Raw genomic sequence first — 25,147 nt, forward strand, 5'->3', positions numbered from 1 at the left:
GGTTATCCACGCCCGGCGTGGCGTGCTGCGTCAGCGCGCGCGCCGCGACCACTGCCTGCGCCACGCCCGGCAGCGCCACTAACGCCTGTTCGATTTCACCTGGCTCGATACGCTGTCCGCGCATCTTCAGCTGGTCGTCGCTGCGACCGAGATACTCAACCGCACCGTCGGCGCGCCAGCTAGCGATATCGCCGGTGCGATACATGCGCTCGCCTTCGGCAAACGGTGCGGCGACAAAGCGCTGTGACGTAAGGTCGGCGCGATGCAAATAGCCATCGGCCAACTGCACGCCGCTGAGATAGAGATCGCCTGGCACGCCAACCGGCACCGGACGCAGCAGGCTATCGAGAATATGCAGCTGCGTGTTCCAAACCGGACGACCAATCGGCACGCCCGGCCCGTTGAGGCCATCCAGCGCGCTGCCGCTGGCCGGTTGCCAGGTGACATCGACGGCGGCTTCGGTTGGGCCATACAGATTGTGCAGCGGCGCAGCGATCACTTCCTGATAGCTGCGCGCCAGGTCGCACGCTAGCGCTTCACCGCTGCAGAATACGCGGCGTAGCGTTGGGCAAGCCCGATCGGTTTGCGCGGCGAGATGGCCGACAAAGGCCGCCAGCATCGAGGGAACGAAGTGCAGGGTGGTCACACGATAATCGTCGATCAGCTGCCACAGCGCCTGCGGATCGCGATGCGCTTCCGGCGGTGCCATCATCAGCTGCGCACCGGTCATCAGCGGCCAGAAGAACTCCCACACCGAAACATCAAAGCTGCACGGCGTCTTTTGCAACACCACGTCGTCAGCGCGCAGCGGATAGCTGGCCTGCATCCAGCGCAGGCGGTTGACGATGGCGCGCTGGTTCACCACCACGCCTTTTGGTTTGCCGGTTGAGCCGGAGGTATAAAGCACGTAGGCCGGACGACTGGCATCCGCCTGCGGCAAAGCGTGGCGCGGCTGAATGTGTTCAGCGGCTAAGCCATCAAACATCATCAGTGTGCCAAACGTGGCGAAGCGGGTTTCCAGCGCGGATTCGGTAATCAGCACCCACGGCCGCGCATCTTCCACCATGTAAGCCAGACGTTCATCGGGATAACCGATATCCAGCGGTAAATAGGCCGCACCTGCCTGCAGGATGGCGGTGAGCGCGATGCTGAGACGCACCGAGCGCGGCAGCGCCACGGCAACGATATCGCCCGGCATCACGCCCGCTTCAATCAAGCGATCCGCCAGCAGCATGGCCTGACGCTGCATTTCGCCGTAGCTCAGACGATGCTCCATATCCATCAGCGCCAGCGCGTCCGGCGTGCGCGCCGCCTGCTGGGCAATCGCCTGTTGCAGGGTTTCATTTTCCAACTGCACGCCGGTGTTGTTGACCCAGGCGAGCAGCGATTGCTCGGCCAGCGTTTGCAGCTTCCACTGCGTCAGCGGCAGATCCGGCGTGCTGACCAGCTGTTGCAGCAGCAGTAACAGCCGCTCGGCCAGACGTTCCGGCTCGCTGACGCAGTCGCGATACTCCATCAGCAACGTCAGCTGTTCGCCCGGCAGCACCAGCAGCGTCAGCGGATAGTGCGTGTAACCACGATTGTGAATCGCTTCGCAGCGTACGGCGGCGTTGGCATCCAGCAGCATTTGGTTGTCCGGATAGTTCTCCACCACCAGCAAGGTATCGAACAGCGTACCCACGCCGACCAGCTGCTGGATCTCGGCGAGACCGAGGCAATCCTGCTCAATCAGCTGGATTTGCTGCGCCTGATGATCGGCGAGCTGTGCCAGCAAAGGACGTTGATGATCGAAGCGCAGGCGCACCGGCAACGTGTTGCTGAACAGGCCAACGTGCTGATCGATGCCGTCAATCTGGCCAAAACGGCCAGAAACCGGCGCACCAAACACCACGTCTTGCTGGCCGCTGGCGACCGACAACATTAAGCCCCACAATCCCTGCATCACGGTGTTCAGGGTTAAGCCGCGCGTCCGGCACAGCGCGTAGAGCTCCCGCTCCAGCGTGACATCCAGCGTAATGCGCTTTTCGTTGACCGCGCTGTCGGCGGCCTGCGGATAGAGCAGCGTCGGACGCACCTCTTGCAGGCATTCCTGCCACTGCTGCCGCGCTTCATCGCTGTCGCGCTGGCTGAGCTGACGCACAATGTCGGCGTAGCTGCTGCTGTGTGCGGGCAAGGTTTGCTGACGCAGTGCGCTGAGCAGATCGTTGAGGATCACTGGCGTTGACCAGCCGTCCACCACCAGATGATGCGCGTTGAGCAGCAGCGTCCAGCGCATGCCATCGCGATGGGCGATCAGCGTGGCGTGCAGCATGATCGGCTGGCTAAACAGATCCTGCGCCAGCGCCTGATGTTCCAGCGCCACAATGTCATCGTCGTCGGCTAGCTGATGCAGCGTTAGCGGCCAGTGCAATTGCGTTTCAGGTATCAGCTGTAGCGGCTGCAGGCTGAGTTCAGCGTCGAAGCGCGCCGCCAGCTGTGGATGGCGCTGTAACACCGCGTCGAGCGCGGTTTGTACCGCTGCGGGGCTGATATCGCCGCTGATTGTCAGGCGGGTTAACGAGTTATAGCTGCCTTGCTGCGCGGTGGTTTGCGCGTGGAACAGCAGACCTTTCTGCAAGGGCAACAGCGGCAGCACATGGCTGAACGCGCCGTGACGCGCATGCAGTTGTTGCAGCAGCGCATCATCAACGCCTTCCAGCGCCACCTCGGCGGCCACCAGCGTATTGGCGGCGTGCTGCGGCTGCTGTTGTGCTAGCGTGATCAGCGCCTGCGCGGCAGCGGCCATTGCCTGATGTAAATCGGCAATCGCCTCGGCGTTGAGTACGCCGTCCGCCCAGCTCCAGTTCAGCGCCAGCTGCGCCGCGTTTGGCTGCTCCTCAACGAAAACGTTGAGTTCCAGCGCGTGCTGCAGCGGCAGCGCCTCATCCTGCAACACCGCAAAGGTGTCGCGGAACTGCCGCGCGGTGCGCTGTGGCGACCAGTCACCGCTGCGCTGCGTGAAGCGTCCAAGGTAGTTAAACAGCACCTGCGGCGCGTGTTGTGCTGCCAGTTTTTCCAGCGTCACGCCGCGATGCGCATCAAGCCAGCGCAGCTGACCGTAGCCAATACCGCGATCCGGCACCGCACGCAGCACCGCTTTCACTGCGCGTACGCACTCATTGAGCGGCGCGTGGGGATTTTCGGGTAACGGCAGCAGCAGCGGGAATTCCGCCGTCAGCCAGCCGACGGTGCGCGCCAGATCCTGCTGTGCATGCAGTTCGGCACGACCATGCGACTCCAGCGTGACGCGCTGCTGTGCGCTGCCGTTGAGTTGGCGCAATGCCATCGTCAGCAGCGTCAGCAGCAGCTCTTCGCTGGTGGCGCGATAGTGTTGCGGCAGCGTGTTGAGTAGCGCGTGGGTAGTCGAGGCATCCAGCAGCGTGCGTTGATGCTGGTGGCGATCGCTGGGCTTAATTGCTCGTTCACCGACAAGTGGCAGCGGTTCGGCCAGCATCTGTTGCCAGAACGGTAACTCCGAGGCGCGCGCCGAAAGGTTCGCCAGCAGCGCCGCCGACCAGTCATGTAGCGAGGTTTCCTCGGCGGGAATCACCAGCGGCGTGTTATTGATCAGCGCGTCACCGGCCTGTTGCAGTTCTTCCAGCAATACGCGCCACGAGACGCCATCAACAATCAGGTGATGCAGCGTCAGCACCAGACCAAAGCTGATGCCGTCTTGTTGCAGCAGCGTGGCGTGCAGCAGCGCGCCGTTTGCCGGACCGAGCGCCTCAGCATCTTCGCTAAACGCCTGTTCCGCTGCGCGGTCGCGATCCTGCACCTCAAGTGCACGCACGCGGGCAGGGCGCGACGCCAGCGCTTCGCCAACGATAAGCTGATCGCCGCGCGTAAAGGCATTGAGCGCCGGATGCGCCTGCGCCAGCTGATCGATCAGCTGCTCCAGCTGTGCGAGCTGCAACTGCGGCGGCACCGACAGCAGCACGCCGTGCGCAAAGCGCGCGTTGATACCGGCTTGCGCATTGAACCAGTGCAGAATCGGCAAGCCGCCAATCGCGCCCTGTTGCGCCACGCGCGCGCCGCTGTTGTGCTGAGCCAGTGGCTGCAAATCACGCGCCATGCGTGCGGCGGTGCGTTCGGCAAAGATTTCGCGTGGACGCAGCAAATAACCGGCGCGACGTGCGGCGGTGCTGAGCCCCATTGCAGAGATACTGTCGCCGCCGAGCGCGAAGAAATCGTCTTCCGCGCCGACGCTCTCCAGCCCCAGCAGGCTGGCAATTGCGTGGCAAATCAGCTGCTCCTGCGGCGTGCTGGCGGCGCGACTTTGACTTTGGTGCGCCTGTTGTGGCTTCGGCAGCGCCTGGCGATCAATCTTGCCGTTAACGTTGAGTGGCAATTCGTCCATCACCATCAATACCGCAGGCACCATGTAATCCGGCAGCTGCGTGGCCAGTTGCGCCAGCAAACGGGCGCTGAGATCGGCATCGGCGCGCAACGCGTCATCCTGCACCGAGCAGTAACCAATCAGGCGATGCGTGGCACCTATCACTTCGGCGATCACCACGGCGGTGCTGACTTCCGGCAGCGCCACCAGCGCGTTTTCCACTTCACCGAGTTCAACGCGGAAGCCGCGCACTTTAATCTGGTGATCGGTACGGCAAATAAACGCCAGCTGACCATCCTGCCGCCAGCGCATCAGGTCGCCGCTGCGGTACATCACATCGCCGTCGCGGAAGGGGTTGGCGACGAAGCGTCCGCTGGTGAGATCGGGACGGCGCAGATAACCGCGCGCGATGCCGGTTCCGGCGATATACAGCTCGCCAGCGCAGCCAATCGGCACCTGACGCAGCTGGTTATCCAGCAGATAGACTTCGCTGTTGCCCACCGGACGACCAATTACCGGCTGCGGTGACGCCATGACGCTGGCGCCCAGCGTATCGATGGTGTATTCCGACGGGCCGTAATAGTTGTGAATCTCCATCTGCTGCTGTTGCTGCATCAGCTTCCATAGCGTTGGCGTGGCCGCTTCACCGCCAATCATCACAAAGGAGGGACGATGGTTGTCGGCTTCCAGCAGGCCGCTGTCGATCATCTGCGAGAAGAACGACGGGGTGATATCCAGCAAGTCGACCGGCACCGCATTCATCTGCTGAATCAGGCCCCACGCATCGCGGCGCAGCTCTTCGTCGAAGATATTCAGCTCGCAGCCCATCAGCATGCAGAACAGCGGTTCCCACGAAGAATCGAACGAGAAGGAAGCGGTGTGACCGGCGCGCATGCGGCGCGGGCTGTTGGCGGTGAAGCGCGCAATCGCCGGGCCGAACAGACGCTCGCGGTGCGACAGAAACAGATTGAGCAAACCTTGATGGGTGCTCATTACGCCTTTCGGGCGGCCGGTCGAACCTGAGGTGTAGATCATGTAGGCCAGATCGTCGCCGCACAGTTGGGTGTCAGGTCGTGCGCTGGAATAATCGCTCAATACAAGCTGGTCAATCCGCAGATGCGGCAACTCAGGCATTTGCGCCAGCGTGCTGGAGTGCGTCAGCAGCAGCTTAGGCTGCGCGTCATCACACATCAGCGCCAGGCGTTCGCGTGGATAATCGAGATCGAGCGGCATATAGGCCGCGCCGCTCGCCAGCACGCCGAATATCGCCACCAGAGAATCCACTGAACGTGGAATACCAATCGCCACTACGTCGTCCGCTTGTAAACCGCGTGCGATCAGCAGATGCGCCAGTTGCATCGCGCGATCGGCGAGCTGGCGATAGCTGAGGCTGCGCTCGCCGCACACCACCGCAGTTTGCGCGCCGTATTGCTCCGCAGCTTGCAACAGGATATCGACGATGGTGCGGGTATTTGCGGGCGGCACGATGGTGGGGCCGGTCGACCAGCGTTGCAGATCGATCTGCTCCTGCGGCGCGAGCAATAAAAGCTCACCCAAGCTCATGTTGGCATCCGTCGCGAACTGCGTGAGCAGATGGCTGATACGCTCGGCGTGACGTTGTAGCGTTTGCGCATCGTAGCGGCGCGGGTTAGCCACCAGTGTGAGCTGTAATACGCCATCGCGGAAGCCGACTTCAAACTCCAGATCGTCTACCGGGCCCATCGCCAGCGTGTGGGTTGGGGCAGGCTGGCCGTCGAATTGCAGATCGTCGTGGTAAACCTTGACGTTAATCACCGGACCATACAGCGCCTGGCTGCTGCCGACCAGGCCGAGATCGCGGCGCAGCTGCTCCGCTTCATAGCGCTGATGACGGCGCGCTTTGCGGATTTCTCCCTGCACCTGCTGCACCAGCATCGGCAACGTCATCTCATCGCTGACGGTGAAAATCAGCGGCAACACATTGACCACCGGGCCGAGCGTGGAAATTGCCGCCGAACCCATGCGGCGCATAAACGGGAAGCCAATCGACAGACGCTGGCTATTGCTGAAGCGGGCCAGATAGGCCACTAACAACGCGCTGACGATATCGCCTTCGCTGCTATCGGCCAGTTGTTGCTGCTGACGCAGCGTGGCCAGTTGCGGCAGTGTGACCTGACAGCTGATCGGACGATCGACGTGATCGCCCAGGTTTTCACTGGACAGCGTCAGCGTCTCTGGCAGATCCGCCGCGTAGCTTTGCCAGTGGCTGGCGGAGCGCGCATATGCAGGTGAATCCTGCCACTGCTGAATCTCTTCAATCACCGTGGTGAACGGGGTAAACGGCGAGGGCGCGGGCGTTGCTCCGGCGCAAAGGGCGGCATAGATCGCCGCGACGCGTTGGGTCAGCGCTTCAAAACTGAAACCATCCACCAGCAAATGGTGATAGCGCTGATACCACAGCCAGCTGCCGTCGCCGATGCGCATCAGCGCGTGACGATAAAGCGGTTTGTCGCCGTCGGCGGGCAGCTCGGCGGCGAGATCGGCCTGCATTAGTTTGTGCGCCTGGCTGCTCGCATCGGCACGCTGGCTGAAATCGTGCCATTCCGGCGCGACCGGCGCTTGCGCATCAAACCACTGCGCCGGATTGCCATTATCGTCAAGGCCGAAGCGCGCCTGCACAGTATCGGCTTCCGCCATCGCTTGCTGAATGGCGCTGTCCAGCGCCGCCCGATTGATGTTGCCGTGCAGCACGCTGTAGTGCGCCACGGTAAATTGGTTGCGCGGCTGCGCAATGCTGTCAGCGATCCAGATGCCGGGCTGCGCCGCGACTAAAGGATAGGCCGCTGAAGGGGCCGGATTAAACGTTGCCAAAGGACAATTCCTGTCGAGAAAAACGATTAAAAAAAGAGAAAGTTAAAAAATTAATGCGCGGTAGACGACGTCTGTTGCGTCGCTGGCCGCATGTCGTGCCAGTTTGCTTCGATAAACTCAATGGCGGCGCTGCGCGTCAGCGGTCCCGCCACGTTGTGCCAGCCTGCCGGAACCGGGGCAAAAGCCGGCCACAGGCTGTAATGCTGACGCGCGTTGAGCAGCACCAGAAAATCGAGCGTGTCGTTATCAAACGGATTCTGTTGTTCAGACATGGTTATTACCTTCAGAAGGTGAGGTTGTGGGGAGAAAATCGGCCAGCAGCCAGCGGCAGCCGTCGATCAGACCGCCGCGCCAGCACAACGCATCGTGCCCTCCGGCGAAGCGGCGAAAATGTAATTCATGGCCTGCGGCTTGCAGCGCCGGGACGATCTGCTGGTTGACGTACACCATGTCTGCCTCGCGATCGCCCACTTCCTGGAAAATCTTCAGCTTGCCCGGCGGTAAATCGCCCTGTTGCAGCCGTTCCAGTATCAAACCCGGCGCGTGCTGCTCGCGGTTGGCGTAGTCGCGGATGTATTGCAGATGCGGCCACCAGAAGGAGCCGGATTGCGTGAGAATGCGGCCAAAACGCTGCGGCCAGTGCAAACCCGCATACAACGCGGCAAGTCCGCCATAGCTTTGTCCGGCTACCAGCGTGCGGTCGGCGTCGCCGCTGAACGCTGCGTGCTGGCGTGCCAGCGGTAACAGTTCCTGCTGCACCGCCTGCCAGAAGGTTTCATTGCACGGCAATTCGGCTTCGCGATGCTGGCTATCGATGACATCGATAAACAGCCAGCAGGCGGGCGGAAGTTCGCCATCGGCGGTGACCTGATCCAGCGCGCTGAAAATCGGTTGGCCGTACACCCAGTTTTGTCCGTCGAGTAGGATCGCCAGCGGACGCTGTTCGGGCTGAGTTGTTGTGCCGGTGCTGTAGAGCCAGACGTTACGCGTGACGTTGAGCAACGCGCTGTGCCACTGCAGGGTTTGCAGCGTATCTGGCCAGGTTTCCGCCATGCCGGCATCCAGCGCGCGCCAGGCGGATTGATCCGGCGCATCCGGCATGTGCGCATTGCTTAAGGCAAAACGGCGGCTGCTGAGAAATGGCGGCGTGGGATTGAATTTGTCGGGGATCGCCAGCGGCATCAGCGAGATCCACCACTTGCGCTGTAGCGCGCGACAGGCGGCATCGTCGCCACAAAACAGCGGCGGCAACTGCTGTGCGGTGGCGGGAATCAGGCTGTAACTGCCGCGCCAATCAGATTCAATGGCGGTCAACCAATGCCAGACGTTGCTGTCGCCCACGCGAACCAGACTTTCTGGCGCTTCGCTGTGGTGATCGGTGACGCCGTTAATATCGACGTAAACCCGTTCAGTGGAAGAAAGTGCGGAATGTCCTTCAGGATCGCGCCAGAAGAAGTGCATGGTCGTTTGGCCATTTTCGTCACGCTCAACCAGCGGCGTACCGACCGCATAAAGCCGCTGCCACCAGCCTTCGCTACCCAAATCGGCCTGCTGCAACCATTGCGCAACTGTCCCGGTGGGCAACCATGTCTTCGTCGTTTTTTCTGCGCTTGTTAGAAACATCCTGCAACCCATCTCCACATTTTGTTCACTGTCTTTACTTAACTAAAGCTAATGCAAATGCTATTGATAACGATTTACATTTGCAATATGATTTTTCGCGCCTAATAAACCTTCGGATTTTCAGTGAATTATTTTGTGAAGGACGTCACGCAGGGAGATTAGGACCGTAAATAACGCAAGAGAGTAATATTTCAATCCGTTACAGCCATTGTCGTTGGGCGAGGGCGACTGAACGGATTATTTCATCTACAAGGCAGTTTGAAATAGAGATGGCAACTATGTCCGTTAAAGCAAGAAATTCAGCAATACCTGCTGTGGCACGTCAATTCAGACTTAATCCTCTGTACCTTTCTCTGGCCTCAATTCTGTTGGTGGCACCGGCTGCCTTCAGCGTGGCCGCCGAAGAGACCCTTACCGTAAACGCCGACACGCGTGAAAGCGTGACCTCGCCGCTGCAAGGTTATGTGGCGAAAGAGAGCGCGGCGGGCACCAAAACGTCCACGCCTCTGCGCAACACCCCGCAATCCATTTCGGTGATTACCCGTGAGCAGATGGACGATCAAGCCGCGGCTTCTGTTGCCGATGCGTTGAGCTACAGCAGCGGCGTGCTGACCAACTATCGCGGTAACTCCAACCGAAACGATGAGATCATCGCGCGCGGTTTCCGCTATGCGCCGAAATTCCTCGATGGCCTGAACTACGGTTTATCCGGCCAGGCGGGCGCTGCGGGGCAGATCGATCCTTGGTTGCTGGAGCGCGTAGAGATGATCCACGGCCCCGCGTCGGTGTTGTACGGTCAGGTGAATCCAGGCGGCATCGTGGCGATGACCAGCAAGCGTCCTACCGCGCAGAGCATTCACAAAGTGCAGCTCAGCACCGGCAACCAGCATTTGGGTGAAGCGGCGTTTGATTTCGGCGGTAAGCTGAACGATTACAACACGCTGTTCTACCGCCTGAACGGTATCGCCAGCACCAAACATGAGTTCGTGAAGGACAATAAACAGCAGCGCATGGCGATTGCGCCAGCGATTACCTGGCTGCCGAACGCGGATACCAGCTTTACGCTGCTGACCATGTACCAGAACGAGCCGAAAGCGGGTTACCGTAACTTCCTGCCGGCCAGCGGCACGTTGAAAGAGAGCAGCGCGGGTTACATTCCTTACGATTTCAACGTCAGCGATCCGAGCTTCAACGAAGCCAAACGCGAACAGACCTCGATCGGCTATATCTTCGAGCACAATCTCAACGACAACCTGAGCTTCACGCAGAATCTGCGCTACAGCAACATGGACGAATCGTACAAATATCTGGTGTATACCTTTGATGCGGATAACGATCACTCAATCAACCGTCGTCCGCAGCATGACAAGATCAAGTCGAAAGAGTTGGGCCTGGATAACCAGCTGAAAGCCACTTTTGAAACCGGCAACATCGCGCACACCGTGCTCGGCGGGCTCGATTACAAGTGGAGCGACGTGGATAACAAACTGTGGCGCGACAGTGGCGATCAATACATTCTCGACTGGGCCAATCCAACGCGTATCAGCATCAATGAGAGTGATTTGACGTTGACTACCAGCACGCGCAAGAAGCTCGATCAGGTGGGCGTGTATTTGCAGGATCAGCTGGAGTGGAATCAGTGGAACCTGCTGCTGTCTGGACGTCACGACTGGAGCGAAGTGCGCACTCAGGATCGCACCGATAACAGCCAAACCCAGCAGAATGACAACAAGTTCACCGGCCGTGCAGGTCTGCTGTATGCGTTCGATAACGGCATTTCACCGTACGTCAGCTACAGCACCTCGTTCGAACCCAACCTCAACAGCGGCGCGCCAGGCACCGATCCGTTCAAACCGACTACCGGCGAACAGACCGAAGTGGGCGTGAAGTATCAGCCGGTCGGTTGGGATGCGGTGTTCACCGTGTCGGCATTTGATATCACGCAAAAAAACATCACGGCGTATAACAGCGTGACCGGCTACAACGAACAGATTGGTAAAGTGCGTTCGAAGGGTATCGAAACCGAAGCGCATGCGCAGATTACGCCGGAGATCAAACTGTTAGCGGCCTATACCTACACTGATGCGGTGACCAAAGAGAGCAGCATTACGGAGCGTATCGGTCATTCACCATCGAGCATTCCGCGTCATGCGGCGTCAGCGTGGGGCAGCTACACCTTCCTCGATGGCGTGCTGAGCGGCTTTACGCTGGGCAGCGGCGTGCGTTACACCGGCACCGCGCCAGCGGACGAAATTGGCGTCGACAAAGTCCCGCACTACACCTTGTATGATGCGATGGCCAAGTATGAGCTGGGCGAAGCGGCGAATTCGCTGCGCGGCACCACGCTGCAACTGAACGTCAACAATATCGCGGATAAGCACTACGTGGCGTCATGCAGTAACGAAAGCGCCTGCTTCTACGGCAGCGGGCGCAGCATTGTGGCTTCCGTCAGCTACAGCTGGTAATTCTCACTGGCGGCCTCTCTGGCCGCCGATTCTTTTCGCATTCCGTGCGGCTCGCTTTTCACCAAGACACTTCTTAAGCGGTTTTCGGAAAATACTGTATTTGTGTGACTGTCATCACTCCGCAAGGCGCGTTAAAATGAACGCTTCTCATTTAGCAGGGGTTTTTCGTCACGATGTTATCGCGCTTCACTTTAGCCACTTTGATGGCAACAATCATGCTTACCGGCTGCGCCCGCCTTGCCGCCGTAACAGGTACATCACATGACAGTACTGCGACTGCGGACGCATCTGCCGCTCAGCCTGCAACCGGCGCGCCAATCGACAGTAACGATTCGCCTTCTCCGTTCGAGACCGGCCCAACGGTAATCAACATTTCGCATGTGGTGACGCGTACCGATGACGGTTCTACTATTTATGTGACGGTAGATGGCCAGGATGCAGGTCTGCTGAAGAAGGGTGAGAAGAGAGAAATTCGCGTTTCGCCTGGTAAACACCAGATTGGAGGTTACGTGCAGACGCTGTTTGGTTTTGGCAAAGTGACCATCGCCTCTGTGGATGTCACCACCGATCCCAACAGCCCGAAAAACGTGGTCTATTCTGTGACGCGCCAGAAGCCCGCGTTCAGCGAAACCGACGCCACGCCGCCAAATAATTCGTGATGTTTAGGTGCGTAAATATGCGCACCAGCAAGGTTTCGTAGGGTCGCCATTCATGGCGACCTTTCCACATCAACTCCGGCTAAACACCAACTTCAACCCGGCAACTGTAAAGCAACAAGCCAGCAGCGCATCCAGCCCACGACGGATGCGGCGATAAAATGTCGCCATCACCGCAGTGGAAAACAACACCGCATAACCGCCAAACACCAGCACGCAAATCGCCGCGCAGCCTGCAATAATCATCGGCAAGGTTGATGCCGCTGCACCCGGTTTTAACGCCACCGACATAATCGCCACCCACGTCAAAATCGCTTTAGGATTGCCGACGTGCATCAACATGCCCTGACGAAACATTTTGCCGAAGTGCGCTTTTTCGCTGCCCGGCGCGAATTCGCTGGCATCTGGCTTACGCAGCGCCGATTTTCCCGCCTTAAACGCCAGCCACAACAGATACAATCCGCCGCCAATCTTCAGCACAATCAGCAGTTGTGCGAAAGTGGCCAGCACGGTGAGCACGCCGCAGGCCGCCAGCAGCGCCCACATCATCGAACCGCCAATCACGCCGCTGGCTAATGCCAGCGCCGCGCCGCGTCCCTGTTTCATCGCCGTACCCATAATCGCCATATTGCTCGGGCCAGGACTGGCGGTGGCGACGAAATAGGTGGTGTAGATCAGAATCAGTTCATGTGACAGCGCCATAGGTTCCTCTACGATGGCGGAAGGTAACTCACTTTATATCGCCTGAAGCTGCACTCTTCCAGAATGGTTTAGCTAATTGCACCCTTACTTCCCGTGCAACTCCTTCCGTAACAGCACCAACTCGCCCGCCAAATCGCGGCACAGCATTGCCGTCATCAGATGATCCTGCGCATGCACTAAAATCAGCGTGACCGGCACTTTACCGCAGCCTTCATCGGCGCCAATCAATGCGGTCTGGATTTTATGCGCCGCTTTGGCGGCCTCATCTGACGCCGCCAACGCCTCATCAGCACCTTGCCAGTCAGCTTTGCGCGCCTGCTGAATCGCCATCATGGCTTGCGATCTTGCCTCACCGGCATTAATCAGCAACTCCATCATCGTTTGTTCAAAATCCATATTCGCCTCACTTATTGGTATGCCAAATTGGTGATAACGATGCTATCGGAATACCAAAAAGAAGTTCCGCGAGCATGATCACAGAAATTAAGCGCGAATATCGCCATTTTGGTATGCCACGAACTATCAAGCTGATGCATAACACCTAAAACCGCTGAGGGTTGACCAATGTCTCTACAGGAACGTCTTATCGATTCGCTGGGTAGCTTTGCCACGCGATTCAATAGCTACCGCTACATCATGGCGATCAAAGCCTCGTTCATCACGCTGATGCCGGTGATCATTGTCGGCGCGTTTTCGGTGCTGATTTCCAACATGGTGCTGGACCCGAAAAATGGACTCGCCAGTTTCTCTGCGCTGTCGTTTCTCGCCGATTTAAAACCGATCACCAGCAGCATTAACTACGCCACGCTGAGTTTTCTGAATATTGGCGCGGTGTTTCTGATTGGTATCGAACTGGGCCGCATCAACGGTATCAAAACGTTGTTTCCCGGCCTGTTGGCGATCATCTGCTTCATCTCGGTGACGCCCACCACGCTGCAAATGCTGGTGGATGGCCAGATGCATGTGGTCACCGATGTGCTGGCGAAACAGTTCTCCGATACCAAAAGTCTGTTCCTCGGCATGTTTATCGCCATTCTGTCGGTAGAGATTTACTGCCGGCTGGAGCAGGTTGAACGGCTAAAAATCAAAATGCCGGATACCGTGCCGCCGAACGTTGCTGCGTCATTTTCCGCGCTGATCCCGTCGATCATCACCGTCTCGCTGGTCGCTACGTTTGGCTTTATCTTCCATCAGATCACCGGCATGTACCTGTACGACGCGGTGTACAAAGTGGTGCAGCAGCCGCTGGAATCGGTGGTGCAGAGCTTGTGGGGCATTCTGTTGCTGATGTTTGTTGCCCAGCTGTTTTGGGTGATTGGTATTCACGGCAACCAGATGGTGAAACCGATTCGTGAGCCGCTGCTGCTGGGGGCGATTCTGGTCAACATGAACGCCTTCGAGCAGGGCAAGGAAGCGCCGAACATCATCACCATGCCGTTCTGGGATGTGTACATGAGCATCGGCGGTTCCGGCCTGACGATTGGCCTGTTAACCGCGGTGATGATTGCCACCAAACGCAAAGAGATGCGGGAAATCGCCAAGCTGTCGTTTGGACCTGGCTTATTCAACATCAATGAGCCGGTGATTTTTGGTATGCCGATCATGCTCAATCCCATTCTCGCCATTCCTTTCATCATCACGCCGCTGGTCACCGGTTCGATTGGCTATTTCGCCACGGTGATGGGCTTCGCCGGTAAAGCGGTGGTGATGGTTCCCTGGACCACGCCGCCAATTATCAACGCGTGGCTGTCTACCGCCGGTTCGATGGGCGCGGTAGTGACGCAAATCATCTGCATCGTGGTTTCGGTATTGATTTATCTGCCGTTTGTCAAAGTGGCGGCACGTCGCGCCGAAGCGGCGGAAGCAAAAAATCTGCAAGCCGAGCTGGCACAAAATTAAGGAGATTCGATGAGTAAGCACACCATTGCGCTGCCGCAGGGCTTTATCCTCGGCGCGGCGGCATCGGCCTGGCAAACCGAAGGCTGGAGCGGCAAAAAAGTCGGGCAGGATTCCTATCTGGATGCCTGGTACCAGCAGGATCGTCATGTCTGGCACAACGGTTATGGACCGGCGGTGGCGACCGATTTTATCAATCGCTTCCGCGAAGACGTGGCGCTGATGAAAGCGGCAGGGCTGACCCACTATCGCACCTCAATCAACTGGTCTCGTTTTCTCACCGACTATGAAAACGCGGTGGTTGATGAAGAGTACGCGGCCTATTACGACCAGTTGATTGATGAGATGCAACGTCAGGGCATTGAACTGATGTTGTGCCTCGAACATTACGAACTGCCGCTGCAGTTGCTGGAAGAGTACGGCGGCTGGCAGTCAAAACATGTGGTGGAGTTGTTTATCCGCTATGTCGAAAAAGTGTTTGCCCGCTACGCCGGAAAAGTGACGCGCTGGTTTGTTTTCAATGAGCCGATTGTGGTGCAGACGCGCGTCTATCTTGATGCGCTGCGCTGGCCGTATGAGCAGAACACGCACAAGTGGATGCAGTGGAATCATCATAAAAATCTCGCCACGGCGAAGGTGGTGAAACTGTTCCGCCAGCAGGGTTATGCTGGCACGGTGGGCACCATTCTTAATCCTGAGGTGACCTATCCGCGCTCGTCGGCGGCGCACGATGTGAAAGCCGCGAAAATCTACGATCTGTTCTACAACCGGGTATTCCTCGACCCGGCGATCAAAGGCGTTTATCCAGCTGAATTGTTGCAGCTGCTGGATAAACATGAAGTGCAGTGGGACGTCACCGAGGAAGAGCTGGCGATCATTGCCGCCAACACCGTCGATGAAGTGGGGCTAAATCTTTACTATCCGCATCGCGTCAAATCGCCGTCTCGTGCGTGGCATCCGGAGACGCCGTTCCATCCGGCCTTTTACTACGAACATTTTGAGCTGCCGGGCCGCCGCATGAACAGCTCGCGTGGCTGGGAAATTCAACCGCGCATTGTCTTCGACATGGCGCAGCGCATGAAAGAGGAGTATGGCAATCTGCCGTGGTTTGTGGCCGAGAGCGGCATGGGCATCGAAAACGAAGCGCAATTTAAGGATGCGCAGGGGGAAATTCAGGACGACTACCGCATCAACTTTATTGCTGAACACCTTTACCAGGCGGTGCGTGCGCGTGAAGCGGGCAGCAACTGTCTGGGCTACATGTTGTGGGCGTTTACCGACAATGTTTCGCCAATGAACGCCTTCAAAAATCGCTACGGACTGATCGAGATCGACCTCGACAACCAGCGGCAGCGACGCATGAAGAAATCCGCGCACTGGTTCCGTCAGTTGCGTGACACCCAGCAATTGACCCTCAACATTGACGATGAAGCCAAATAAGGACGACCGATGAAACGCATTATTTTGGCCTGCGCAGCAGGCATGTCGACTTCGATGTTAGTTACCCGCATTGAGAAAGAGGCGGTAGCACGCGGTCTTGAATACCAGATCTACGCCATCCCGGAACAGAACCTGCGTGAAGAGTTACAAAATTACGGTCAGGACGTGGTAGTGGTGCTGCTGGGACCGCAGGTGCGCTTTAAGCTTGAGGAGAATAAAAAGCTGACCGACAGCTATCAACTGCCGATTGCGGTGATCGATACCGTGGCTTACGGTACGTTGAATGGTGCAAAGGTACTCGATCAGGCGCTGGCTTTGGTACACTAGCGCCCAGATAGCAGTCAGGTTCCGGCGCGCACAGGACGCGGCCGGGCCGAATGCACCATGATGCAAAAGGGTGAGAGCGTGGAAAAAGCCGAAGCGCCACAAGAGAAAAAGCAGTATCAGGAAATTGGTCAGCATCTGCGTCAGCAAATCCTCGATGGCAATTACCCGGTTGGCTCACGACTGCCGCCAGAGCGCCAGTTGGCGGAAACCTGGGGCGTGAGCCGCACCATTGTGCGTGAAGCGTTGCTGATGCTGGAGCTGGAAGGCACGGTGGATATACGTCAAAGTTCCGGCGTTTACGTGATGCGCATTCCTTCGGAAAGCGAGGATGCGGAAGAGGCGTTTTTCCGCAGCGATGTCGGCCCGTTTGAGATGTTGCAGGCGCGTCAATTGCTGGAGAGCAATATCGCCGCCTTCGCTGCGAAAATGGCCACCAAAGCCGATATCGAAAACCTGCGCCGCACGCTGGAACAGGAGCAGCGCGCCATCGCGCTCAACGACAGCAGCCAGGATAATGACAAGTTATTTCATTTGCTGCTGGCGGGCGCGACGCAAAATCAGATGCTGCTCGATACGGTCACCAGCGTCTGGCGCCACCACGAAGCCAGCCCGCTGTGGCAGCAGCTGCGGCCGCAGTATGAGACCCGCGCCTATCGCCTGAAGTGGCTGGGCGATCATCAAACCATTCTGGCGGCGCTACGACGTCGTGATGTGATGGGTTCCTGGCAGGCGATGTGGCAGCACCTGGAAAACGTCAAGAACACGCTGCTGGAGTTATCCGATGCCGATGCGCCGGACTTTGATGGCTATCTGTTCGAATCGGTACCGATTTTTCAGGGTAAGTTGATGTGATGAGGTCGCCATAACCCTACAAAACCCCGCTATTTACGGCATTGATTGGCATTATAGCTTCGCCGTTAACGCGCGCAGCGGCGTGCGCAACACTTCATGCAGCGCGCGGATCGCCGGGGAAAACTGTTTGCGATGCGGGCAGATAAGGTGCAGTGGCGTGCTTTCTCCCGGCATCTCCGGCATTACGCGCTCCAGCCTGCCGGCCAGCACGTCGTCACACACATCAATCCACGATTTATAGGCGATGCCCATACCGGCAATGGCCCAGCGCCGCGCCACTTCGGCGTCATCACATAGCATGCGGCTTTTCACCGTGATCTGGCGGCGCATGCCATCCTGCGGAAATGTCCATTTGTCGTAAACGTGGCCGCCCATAATAAACAGCAGGCCATGATGATGCTGCGCGATCTCCTCCAGCATCTGTGGGCGACCGTGACGATCGAGGTAATCCGGCGACGCCACCATCACGCGGCGATTGTCTTCTGCCAGCGGCAACGCCACGTAGCTGCTGTCTTCCAGTTTGCCGTAACGAATGGCGATATCCACCGGATCGCGGAACACATCGCTGATCTGATCAGAAAAGGAGAGACGCACCGCCAGCGCCGGATGCTCGCGGCAAAAATCGGTGATCAGCGGCAGGAGAATATTGCGGCCAATATCTGACGGCAGCGCGATTTTTAGCTCGCCGCTCAGCGCATCTTCATCGCTCTGCAAGCTATCGGCTCCGGCATGCATCAGTGCCAGCATCTCCTGCGCGTAGGGCAGATACTTTTCCCCTTCGGCGGTTAAGCGCAGGCTGCGGGTTGATCGGGCGAACAAGCGCCGATCCAGTTCACGCTCCAGCCGCTGGATCGCCGCGCTGACCTGTCCGGGCAGCAAATTCACCTCGCGCGCCGCGCGTGAAAAGCTGCCGAGTGCGGCGGAACGCACAAACAGGGTGACATCTTCCAGTCGGATCATCTTCTTATACATCGTGGTAGTCGGCAGGGATTTTCACTCTAAGAGTGAAAGTGTTCACCTGCAACTGGCATTTTTCATTGCGCTGCGGCCCGCTATGCTGAATTCACTTCACGAAACCTGCTGATGAATAAGGATCTGCCTGATGAAAGCCATTGTTTATAGCCAAAACGGTTTACCGATTTCCGATGAAAATGCGCTGTATGAGCTCGAGGTTGAGAAGCCAACGCCGGGCGCGCGCGATCTGTTGGTAAAAATTCACGCCATCGCGGTGAATCCGGTGGACACAAAAGTGCGCGCCGGTGCGCCAACCGATAAGCCGCGCATTCTGGGTTGGGATGCGGTTGGCGTGGTGGAAGCGGTGGGCGCAGAGGTCACGCTATTCCAGCCGGGCGACGAGGTGTTTTACGCCGGTGATATCACTCGCGCCGGCAGCTATGCCGAATATGGTCTGGTGGATGAACGCATCGCCGGGCACAAACCGCGTTCGCTGAATGACGCCGATGCCGCCGCGCTGCCGCTGACCTCACTCACCGCGTGGGAACTGCTGTTTGATCGTCTGGAGGTGCAGGCCGATGACAACGCCGCGCTGCTGATCATTGGCGCAGGCGGCGGCGTTGGCTCCATGCTGACGCAGCTTGCCAGCAAATTGACCAGGCTGACGGTGATCGGTACCGCATCCCGCCCGGAAACGGCAGATTGGGTGCGTTCACTCGGCGCGCATCACGTGATTGATCATTCTCAACCGCTGGGCGAACAGCTGGCGGCAATTGGGCATAAAGAGGTGCGCTATGTCGCCTCGCTGACGCACACCGACAGCTATTACGATCAGCTGATTGATGCCCTTGCGCCACAGGGCAAGCTGGCGTTGATCGACGATCCCGAGACGCTGGATGCGGTGCCGCTGAAGCGCAAAGCGATTTCGCTGCACTGGGAATTGATGTTTACCCGCTCGTTGTTCCATACCGCCGATATGCAGCGCCAGCATGAGATTCTTCAGCGCGTGAGCCAGTTGATTGATGACCAAACCCTGCAAACCACCGCGGGTGAACATCATGGCGTCATCAGTGCCGCCAATCTGCGCAAGGCGCATGCGTTGATCGAGAGCGGTCGCGCACGCGGTAAGATTGTGTTGAGCGGGTTTTAAGTATTTTAAATAAATCAGGAGATCTCACATGACACTCAATGATGCAGTCGCTCGTCGTCACACCGTCAAAGCGTTTGAGGGCGGTAAAAGCCTGCCGCAGGATGAAATCGACACCTTGCTAAACGTGCTGCGCAACAGCCCGTCATCGGTGAACTCGCAGCCGTGGCATTTTGTGGTGGCGTCCACCGCCGCCGGTCGCGAGCAGATGGCCAAATCCACCGAGGGCGCCTTTGTCTACAACAGCCCGAAAGTGCTGAACGCCTCGCACGTTATCGCGCTGTGCATGCGTACCGATCTCGATGAAGCGCATTTACAGAATGTGCTGGCGCAGGAAGAGAAAGATGGTCGTTTCGCCAAACCAGAAGGCAAAGCGGGGCAGGATAAGAGCCGTCGCAGCTACGTGGATATGCACCGTTACGAGCAGCGCGATGTGCCGCAGTGGATGGAAAAACAGGTTTACCTGGCGTTAGGTGGATTGTTGCTGGGTGCGGCGATGTTGGGCATTGATGCCACGCCGATGGAAGGTTTTGACCAGCGTGCGCTGGATCAGGCGCTGGGCCTGCGCGAGAAGGGCTTTACCAGCGTAGTGCTGGTGTCGCTGGGCTATCGCAGCGAGGCGGATTTCAACGCTGCATTGCCGAAATCACGCTTGCCGCGTGAAGAGATTTTTACCTTTATTTAAAATTTGCGGTCGCGATTTCGTAGGGTGCGCATTTATGCGCACCGTTTCAATGGCCGCACCCAACCGATGGAAACCGCAAGGTAAAACGATTCACGCCATCTTCGCTGTGCACCTCACAACGTCCCTGATGCAGCCGCATAATGCTGCGTACAATCGATAATCCCAAACCGCTGCTGCCCTGATGCCGTGACGCGTCGGCGCGCCAGAAGCGCTCAAAGATGCGCGCCTGCTGTTCGGCAATCAGCGGCGAACCCTGATTTTCCACCATCAAACTGTTGCCCTGATTGAAAACTCGTACGGTGGAATCTCGATCGCCATAGCGCAAGGCATTCGCCATCAGATTCGCCAGCGCGCGTTGCAGCAGTTGCGGATCGGCGCGAAGTTCGCCGTGCAGCGTCATCTCCAGCCGCATCGACTGCTCTTCTGCCATGCCGTCAAAGTAGTCCTGCAACTTCTCGCCAAGCTGCGCCAGATCGATGTCCTGCAGATCCATTGCCTGGCTGGCATCTTCCGCTTTGGCGAGAAACAGCATGTTGTCGATCATCTTCGCCAGCCGGTCCAGCTCCTCGTAATTGGAGCCGAGCAGCGCCTGATAATCGCCGACTCTGCGCGTCTGACTCAGCGCCACTTCGGTTTGGCCGATCAGCGTGCTAATCGGCGTGCGCAGATCGTGCGCCATATCGGCAGAAACCTGGCTCAACTGGTGATAACCCATTTCAAGGAGACTCAGCATCTGATTAAAAGCCGCCACCAGCGGCTGCAGTTCCGTTGCCGCCTGTTCAAGCATGCGCTGCGCCAAACGGGCCATCAATTTTCTGTCGCAGACGTTTCACCGCTACATCCACCACGTTGGTGTCGCTGTCAAAATTCATGTCCTACACGCGCGAGGCAATCAGGGTGCGCGTCAGCACTTCGCCGGGATGCAGTAGGAACAAGTGCAGCAGGTTGAACTCTTTATTGGTGAGATCGATACGCTGGCCGCCGCGCTCAACGCGACGTTTCAGGATATCCAGTTGCAAATCGGCCAGCTGCAGCACATCCGGCAACTTCTGCTGACCGCCGCGCCGCAGTTGGGTGCGCACGCGCGCCAGCAGCTCGGCGAACGAGAAGGGCTTCACCAGATAATCATCGGCGCCCAGCTCCAGCCCTTTGATGCGATCCTCCAGCGTGCCTTTGGCGGTGAGGAAAATCACTGGCGTATGGATCTGCTTATCCAGCGCCGCCATCACTTGCCAGCCGTCCATGCCGGGCATCATTACGTCGAGCAGAATCAAATCGAAATGATGCTCCTGCGCATAGAACAAACCATCCTGGCCGTATTCCGCCACATCGACGATAAATCCCGCTTCGGTCAATCCTTTGCGCATGTAATCGCGCGCTTTGGCTTCATCTTCAATCACCAAAATTTTCATGCGCTTCTCCGCGGGATAGGGTTTCAGGGCTGGGCGTGTAACGCGGCTTGCTCGATCAACTTCGCGACGTCATCAGGATGCGATTGATACACCGAATGGCTGGCTCCGGCAATCTCCACCGTGTGGCTGTGCGCGCGTTTGGCGTACATGCGCTCCAGATCGGGACTGATGATTTTGTCAGCTTTCGCCACCATGTACCAGCTAGGCTTGGTCTTCCACGCCGGGTCAGGAATGTTGGCGGTGAACACGGCTGAGTTGGTTGGCATCTGCGCGTGCGCTTCAAAATCAGCCTGCGCCGCCGGTAAATCGGCAGCGAAATCACTGTGGTAATTTTCCGGCGCGATGGTTAGATAACCGTCGCTGGATTTAGCAAACGGGTGTGCGCTATTAGGGAATTTTTTGCCGTTGCTGGCTTCGGTTTCGCCGTTATCCAGCGCATGCGCTGCGATATAAAGCAGCCCAGCCACTTTCGCGTCGTTACCGGCTTCAGTGATGATCGCACCGCCGTAACTGTGGCCGACCAGAATCACCGGGCCATTTTGCTGATCGATAATGCGGCGCGTCGCCGTCACATCTTCCGGGAAGCCGGTCAGCGGTTCTTGTACCAGCGTCACGTTGTAGCCGTCATGCGTCAAACGGTCATACACCAGACGCCATCCCGCACCGCCGACGAACGCGCCATGCACCAGCACAATATTCTTCACCGGCTGCGCCTGAACCTGCGCCGCGCCGCCTGCGATAGCCAACAGCATGCCCGCTGCAAGGGTAAGTTTGTTCAATTTCATCGTAATGCTCCTGATGGGAAGGTAGGCCATCAGGATATGCAATCGGCTCTGACATCAGCGTGAGCGAGTTATGACAAAAGAATGACATGCAACTGGCGAGCATTAAGTAAAACTTAATGGGGCATCAATAAAAGCTAACCTACTAACAATTATAAGTATTTACTCTGCATTAAATCCGTAATTTCTGTAGTGGGATCATGTCCACCATGTTATTAACTCTGTATGACGTTGTGAATTTAGCTACCTGCCGGAGAGAACAATGAAGAAAAGTTTGTCCTTTGCCTTACTGCTTTCACTGAGCGCGTTTAGCCACGCTTCTTTTGCTCAGGAAACCTTGCGTTTCGGCGTCGATCCCACGTTCCCGCCGTTTGAATCCAAAGCCAGCGACGGTTCGCTGCAGGGCTTTGATATCGATCTGGGTAACGCCATTTGTGCCCAGGCGAAAGTGAAGTGCCAATGGGTGCAGATTGGTTTTGATGGCAGCATTCCGGCACTGCAGGCGAGAAAGTTTGATGCCATTCTCTCGGCGATGTCGATGACCGAAAAACGTCGCGAGCAGGTGGCCTTCAGCGACATGCTTTATGTCACGCCGAGCGCGTTACTCACACCGGCCAACGCGCCGCTAACCGGAGACATTAACGCGCTGCGTGGCAAAAGAATTGGCGTCGCGCAGGGCACCATTCAGGAAACTTACGCCAAAGCGCAATGGGCAACCAAAGGCGTGAGTGTGGTTTCTTACCCCAATCAGATGGAGATCTATCCGGACTTGGTGGCAGGACGTCTCGACGCCAGCCTGGCAAATGCGGTTTCGGCAGAACAAGGTTTCCTTAACACGCCAGCAGGCAAAGACTACGTCATCAGCGCCACGCTGGTGGATAAAGAAGTGTTGGGCAATGGTGTGGGCATTGGATTGCGTAAAGACGATGCGGCCAATCTGAAGTTGATCAACACCGCGCTGGCTGAACTGCACAGCAACGGCACTTACGATCAACTGGCGAAGAAGTACTTCAAATTTAAGGTCTATCCGTAAAAGTCATATGCACGTAGGGTCGCCATTTATGGCGACCTCGCTCACCAACCGCACCCACACTCATTCAAAAAATCATGCAAAACTTACCTCACTACCCAACTCAACGCGCCCGTTTTCTCGCTGCCGTTAAACGACAAAACGGCGCATTAACGTCTTACGCGCATCCGTTACCCGGTCCGCAAGGAGAGGAACTTTTCACCGATGTGGCGGTGATCGGCGATGCTAAGGCATCCCGGCTGATGCTGGTGATCTCCGGTACGCACGGCGTGGAAGGCTATTACGGCTCCGATTGCCAAATCGCCTGGCTGGATACCTTCAACCTCACGGCGCTGCCCGCTGACACCGCCATCGTGATGCTGCATCTGCTCAATCCGTGGGGCGCAGCGCATTTACGCCGCGTCAATGAAGACAACATCGATCTCAATCGCAACTTCATCGATTTTTCACAGCCCGCACCCGCCAATCCGGATTACGCCGCGTGGCATGGCATTTATCATGGCGATCGCGCCAGCGCCGATAAGCTGTTAACGGAAACGCTCAACAGCGCCGGTTGGCCAGCGGTAAAACGCGTGGTGGAAGCGGGGCAATATGGTGCGGCGGACGGTTTCTTTTACGGCGGCCAACAGCCAAGCTGGTCGTATCGCACGCTGGAAATCATCATCGCCCATCATTTATCGCAGGCCAAAACCATCATCAGTTTCGATTTGCATACCGGCGCGGGCGCATGGGGACATCCGATGCTGCTGTCGATTGCCGAGCAGCGCTTCGCTGCGCATGACTGGGGCAAAGCGATTTACGGCGAATGGTTAACGCTGCTGTTCACCGGCGCGGGACGTGACAGCGAAACCGGCGTGACCGCGACGGCCACCGGCTATGTGTCGCAATTCCTGCTGACCTCGCTTCCGAACACGCAGATTTTGCCGCTGGTGGTGGAGTGCGGTACTTATCCCGGCGAGGAGATGCATCGCCGCGTGCGCGACGATCACTGGCTGCATCTGCAAGGCGATCCAGCCAGTGAAAGCGGGCAGGCGATTAAGCAGGAACTGGTGGAAGGATTCTGGCCCGCCGACGCTGACTGGCGCGCGCTGGTGGTTTTTCGCACCCAGCAGATTTTTGTACGCGGCTGGCGGGCGTTAATCGATTTATAAGCGTCCGTAAAAGGTCATGCGGGCGGTTTCGGACAGCGCAATGCCCGGCTCGGTGTTATACGCCAGCACCGCCAGCATGCGGGTGATATCGCCTTCGGTTGGCGTAACGCGATGCAGCGAATTGCGGCCACGGAACAGCACCAAATCCCCGGCATCAATCGCCAGCGCTTCCACCGGCTGGCGCTGATCCAGCACCGCCGCTACGCCGTCGAAATTCATCTCGCCAGCATCGGCATCGCGCAGATCCTTCACATACTGGAACACGGCACCGGCGCGCGGTTTTTGCACCAGCAGCGTGATGGCGAATGACGAGTTATCAAAATGCCAGCCCAGTTCCTGACCGTCGGGCGCGTAGTGCAGATTGATCGACGACAGCGGATCGGCATAGGGATAGAGCGCCTCTTCACCCAACACATCGCACAGGAAGCTTTTAAACAGTTCATCATTGTAGAGCTGGCGCAGCGGCGAATCGGCGGCAATCACATCATCGGTGATGCAGCCTTTGGTGCTGATGACATCGCGATTGCGCGGATGATCGGCGCTGAAAGCCTCATCTTTCTTCATCAGATAAACGTTGTGTTTGCTGGCGGTGTGATACGCCAAATGGCGCTGCGCCTCACCTTCGGCAATGATGGCTTGCAGCGCGGCGGGCTGCAGAAACTGACGCAAAACTAACGCGCCGTGCTGATTAAGTTGCTCACGGCAGGCGCGACGCCAGTCGGCATCGGCCAGCGGATGCAGATCGAAACGAATCAAGGCAGACATAGTTTCACTTCTCATGTGTTACAGGTGTGTAAAGA

At 57.7% G+C, this 25,147-nt stretch carries 19 protein-coding genes and 1 pseudogene; 10 read left to right on the forward strand and 10 right to left on the reverse strand.

Annotation, left to right across the window (positions count from 1 at the left end; genetic code table 11):
- The 3 genes from RTM06_RS14975 to fes all read right to left on the reverse strand — a co-directional run.
- Positions 1 to 7,225: non-ribosomal peptide synthetase (locus RTM06_RS14975; protein ID WP_312183232.1), on the reverse strand; the 7,225-nt coding region annotated here is incomplete at its 3' end.
- Positions 7,226 to 7,275: 50 nt separating this feature from the next.
- Positions 7,276 to 7,497, reverse strand: a complete 222-nt coding sequence (locus RTM06_RS14980; RefSeq protein WP_312183235.1) for an MbtH family protein — start codon at positions 7,495 to 7,497, stop codon at positions 7,276 to 7,278.
- Positions 7,490 to 8,848, reverse strand: coding sequence for an enterochelin esterase (gene fes, locus RTM06_RS14985; protein ID WP_312183237.1), 1,359 nt, complete (start codon positions 8,846 to 8,848; stop codon positions 7,490 to 7,492). Before fes ends, RTM06_RS14980 begins: the two co-directional genes overlap by 8 nt.
- Positions 8,849 to 9,126: 278 nt before the next feature.
- Between fes and RTM06_RS14990 the strand changes: the two genes are divergently transcribed.
- Both RTM06_RS14990 and RTM06_RS14995 read left to right on the forward strand, forming a co-directional pair.
- Entirely contained in the window at positions 9,127 to 11,313 is a 2,187-nt protein-coding gene (locus RTM06_RS14990) for a TonB-dependent siderophore receptor (protein ID WP_312183240.1), read from the forward strand.
- Positions 11,314 to 11,486: 173 nt separating this feature from the next.
- Positions 11,487 to 11,972 carry a hypothetical protein gene (locus RTM06_RS14995; protein ID WP_265302137.1) on the forward strand — a complete coding sequence of 162 codons (486 nt, stop codon included), beginning with the start codon at positions 11,487 to 11,489 and terminating at the stop codon, positions 11,970 to 11,972.
- A 69-nt stretch (positions 11,973 to 12,041) separates the two neighbouring features.
- Here RTM06_RS14995 and RTM06_RS15000 read toward each other — a convergent pair whose 3' ends face one another.
- Complete coding sequence (locus RTM06_RS15000; RefSeq protein ID WP_256698524.1) at positions 12,042 to 12,671, reverse strand: LysE family translocator; 630 nt, start codon at positions 12,669 to 12,671, stop codon at positions 12,042 to 12,044.
- 84 nt (positions 12,672 to 12,755) lie between these two features.
- Positions 12,756 to 13,067: a PTS lactose/cellobiose transporter subunit IIA gene (locus tag RTM06_RS15005; RefSeq protein WP_061719101.1), complete on the reverse strand. Its 312-nt coding sequence runs from the start codon at positions 13,065 to 13,067 to the stop codon at positions 12,756 to 12,758.
- A 168-nt stretch (positions 13,068 to 13,235) separates the two neighbouring features.
- On the opposite strand from RTM06_RS15005, the gene RTM06_RS15010 reads away from it, so the two are divergent.
- From RTM06_RS15010 to RTM06_RS15025, 4 genes are all read left to right on the forward strand, one after another.
- Positions 13,236 to 14,570: a PTS sugar transporter subunit IIC gene (locus tag RTM06_RS15010; protein ID WP_256698526.1), complete on the forward strand. Its 1,335-nt coding sequence runs from the start codon at positions 13,236 to 13,238 to the stop codon at positions 14,568 to 14,570.
- Between the two features lie 9 nt (positions 14,571 to 14,579).
- Positions 14,580 to 16,007: a glycoside hydrolase family 1 protein gene (locus tag RTM06_RS15015; protein WP_312183243.1), complete on the forward strand. Its 1,428-nt coding sequence runs from the start codon at positions 14,580 to 14,582 to the stop codon at positions 16,005 to 16,007.
- A 9-nt stretch (positions 16,008 to 16,016) separates the two neighbouring features.
- On the forward strand, positions 16,017 to 16,334 hold the full coding sequence (locus tag RTM06_RS15020; RefSeq protein ID WP_008110135.1) for a PTS sugar transporter subunit IIB: 318 nt from the start codon (positions 16,017 to 16,019) through the stop codon (positions 16,332 to 16,334).
- A gap of 78 nt (positions 16,335 to 16,412) precedes the next feature.
- The gene (locus tag RTM06_RS15025; RefSeq protein ID WP_061719402.1) at positions 16,413 to 17,186 is read left to right on the forward strand and encodes an FCD domain-containing protein; all 774 of its coding nucleotides are present in this window, start codon (positions 16,413 to 16,415) and stop codon (positions 17,184 to 17,186) included.
- Positions 17,187 to 17,237: 51 nt separating this feature from the next.
- Here the strand turns inward: RTM06_RS15025 and RTM06_RS15030 are convergent, their stop codons facing one another.
- On the reverse strand, positions 17,238 to 18,146 hold the full coding sequence (locus tag RTM06_RS15030; protein ID WP_312183246.1) for a LysR substrate-binding domain-containing protein: 909 nt from the start codon (positions 18,144 to 18,146) through the stop codon (positions 17,238 to 17,240).
- 142 nt (positions 18,147 to 18,288) lie between these two features.
- On the opposite strand from RTM06_RS15030, the gene RTM06_RS15035 reads away from it, so the two are divergent.
- Together RTM06_RS15035 and nfsB are read left to right on the forward strand one after the other, a co-directional pair.
- Positions 18,289 to 19,290, forward strand: a complete 1,002-nt coding sequence (locus RTM06_RS15035) for a zinc-binding alcohol dehydrogenase family protein (RefSeq protein WP_312183247.1) — start codon at positions 18,289 to 18,291, stop codon at positions 19,288 to 19,290.
- Positions 19,291 to 19,318: 28 nt separating this feature from the next.
- On the forward strand, positions 19,319 to 19,972 hold the full coding sequence (gene nfsB, locus RTM06_RS15040; protein ID WP_256698536.1) for an oxygen-insensitive NAD(P)H nitroreductase: 654 nt from the start codon (positions 19,319 to 19,321) through the stop codon (positions 19,970 to 19,972).
- A 46-nt stretch (positions 19,973 to 20,018) separates the two neighbouring features.
- Here nfsB and RTM06_RS15045 read toward each other — a convergent pair whose 3' ends face one another.
- From RTM06_RS15045 to RTM06_RS15055, 3 genes and pseudogenes are all read right to left on the reverse strand, one after another.
- Positions 20,019 to 20,780 (reverse strand): heavy metal sensor histidine kinase, encoded by a 762-nt coding sequence (locus RTM06_RS15045; protein WP_312183249.1) that lies wholly within the window; start codon positions 20,778 to 20,780, stop codon positions 20,019 to 20,021.
- A pseudogene (locus tag RTM06_RS15050) lies at positions 20,752 to 21,384 on the reverse strand (heavy metal response regulator transcription factor). Before RTM06_RS15050 ends, RTM06_RS15045 begins: the two are co-directional and overlap by 29 nt.
- A 23-nt stretch (positions 21,385 to 21,407) precedes the next feature.
- The gene (locus RTM06_RS15055; protein ID WP_312183251.1) at positions 21,408 to 22,169 is read right to left on the reverse strand and encodes an alpha/beta hydrolase; all 762 of its coding nucleotides are present in this window, start codon (positions 22,167 to 22,169) and stop codon (positions 21,408 to 21,410) included.
- A 259-nt stretch (positions 22,170 to 22,428) separates the two neighbouring features.
- Between RTM06_RS15055 and RTM06_RS15060 the strand changes: the two genes are divergently transcribed.
- Together RTM06_RS15060 and RTM06_RS15065 are read left to right on the forward strand one after the other, a co-directional pair.
- Complete coding sequence (locus RTM06_RS15060; protein WP_256698540.1) at positions 22,429 to 23,199, forward strand: transporter substrate-binding domain-containing protein; 771 nt, start codon at positions 22,429 to 22,431, stop codon at positions 23,197 to 23,199.
- Between the two features lie 74 nt (positions 23,200 to 23,273).
- The gene (locus tag RTM06_RS15065; RefSeq protein ID WP_312183254.1) at positions 23,274 to 24,347 is read left to right on the forward strand and encodes a DUF2817 domain-containing protein; all 1,074 of its coding nucleotides are present in this window, start codon (positions 23,274 to 23,276) and stop codon (positions 24,345 to 24,347) included.
- Here the strand turns inward: RTM06_RS15065 and RTM06_RS15070 are convergent.
- Positions 24,342 to 25,112 (reverse strand): 2OG-Fe(II) oxygenase, encoded by a 771-nt coding sequence (locus RTM06_RS15070; protein ID WP_265302157.1) that lies wholly within the window; start codon positions 25,110 to 25,112, stop codon positions 24,342 to 24,344. The genes RTM06_RS15065 and RTM06_RS15070 overlap by 6 nt on opposite strands.
- Between the last annotated feature and the right edge of the window lie 35 nt (positions 25,113 to 25,147).

Origin of the sequence: Pantoea sp. CTOTU46764 (assembly GCF_031974595.1) — a bacterium.
Taxonomy (GTDB): Bacteria; Pseudomonadota; Gammaproteobacteria; order Enterobacterales; family Enterobacteriaceae; genus Pantoea; species Pantoea trifolii.

What these genes read in the sequence shown, in the direction of transcription:
- RTM06_RS14980 (WP_312183235.1), bottom strand. Translation starts at nt 7,497, where the DNA reads ATGTCTGAACAACAGAATCCGTTTGATAACGACACGCTCGATTTTCTG.
- RTM06_RS15070 (WP_265302157.1), bottom strand. Translation starts at nt 25,112, where the DNA reads ATGTCTGCCTTGATTCGTTTCGATCTGCATCCGCTGGCCGATGCCGAC.
- RTM06_RS15010 (WP_256698526.1), top strand. Translation starts at nt 13,236, where the DNA reads ATGTCTCTACAGGAACGTCTTATCGATTCGCTGGGTAGCTTTGCCACG.
- RTM06_RS15065 (WP_312183254.1), top strand. Translation starts at nt 23,274, where the DNA reads ATGCAAAACTTACCTCACTACCCAACTCAACGCGCCCGTTTTCTCGCT.
- RTM06_RS15030 (WP_312183246.1), bottom strand. Translation starts at nt 18,146, where the DNA reads ATGATCCGACTGGAAGATGTCACCCTGTTTGTGCGTTCCGCCGCACTC.
- RTM06_RS15020 (WP_008110135.1), top strand. Translation starts at nt 16,017, where the DNA reads ATGAAACGCATTATTTTGGCCTGCGCAGCAGGCATGTCGACTTCGATG.
- RTM06_RS14990 (WP_312183240.1), top strand. Translation starts at nt 9,127, where the DNA reads ATGTCCGTTAAAGCAAGAAATTCAGCAATACCTGCTGTGGCACGTCAA.
- RTM06_RS15055 (WP_312183251.1), bottom strand. Translation starts at nt 22,169, where the DNA reads ATGAAATTGAACAAACTTACCCTTGCAGCGGGCATGCTGTTGGCTATC.
- RTM06_RS15000 (WP_256698524.1), bottom strand. Translation starts at nt 12,671, where the DNA reads ATGGCGCTGTCACATGAACTGATTCTGATCTACACCACCTATTTCGTC.
- RTM06_RS15035 (WP_312183247.1), top strand. Translation starts at nt 18,289, where the DNA reads ATGAAAGCCATTGTTTATAGCCAAAACGGTTTACCGATTTCCGATGAA.
- RTM06_RS15045 (WP_312183249.1), bottom strand. Translation starts at nt 20,780, where the DNA reads ATGGCCCGTTTGGCGCAGCGCATGCTTGAACAGGCGGCAACGGAACTG.
- RTM06_RS15060 (WP_256698540.1), top strand. Translation starts at nt 22,429, where the DNA reads ATGAAGAAAAGTTTGTCCTTTGCCTTACTGCTTTCACTGAGCGCGTTT.
- RTM06_RS15015 (WP_312183243.1), top strand. Translation starts at nt 14,580, where the DNA reads ATGAGTAAGCACACCATTGCGCTGCCGCAGGGCTTTATCCTCGGCGCG.
- RTM06_RS15005 (WP_061719101.1), bottom strand. Translation starts at nt 13,067, where the DNA reads ATGGATTTTGAACAAACGATGATGGAGTTGCTGATTAATGCCGGTGAG.
- fes (WP_312183237.1), bottom strand. Translation starts at nt 8,848, where the DNA reads ATGTTTCTAACAAGCGCAGAAAAAACGACGAAGACATGGTTGCCCACC.
- nfsB (WP_256698536.1), top strand. Translation starts at nt 19,319, where the DNA reads ATGACACTCAATGATGCAGTCGCTCGTCGTCACACCGTCAAAGCGTTT.
- RTM06_RS14995 (WP_265302137.1), top strand. Translation starts at nt 11,487, where the DNA reads ATGTTATCGCGCTTCACTTTAGCCACTTTGATGGCAACAATCATGCTT.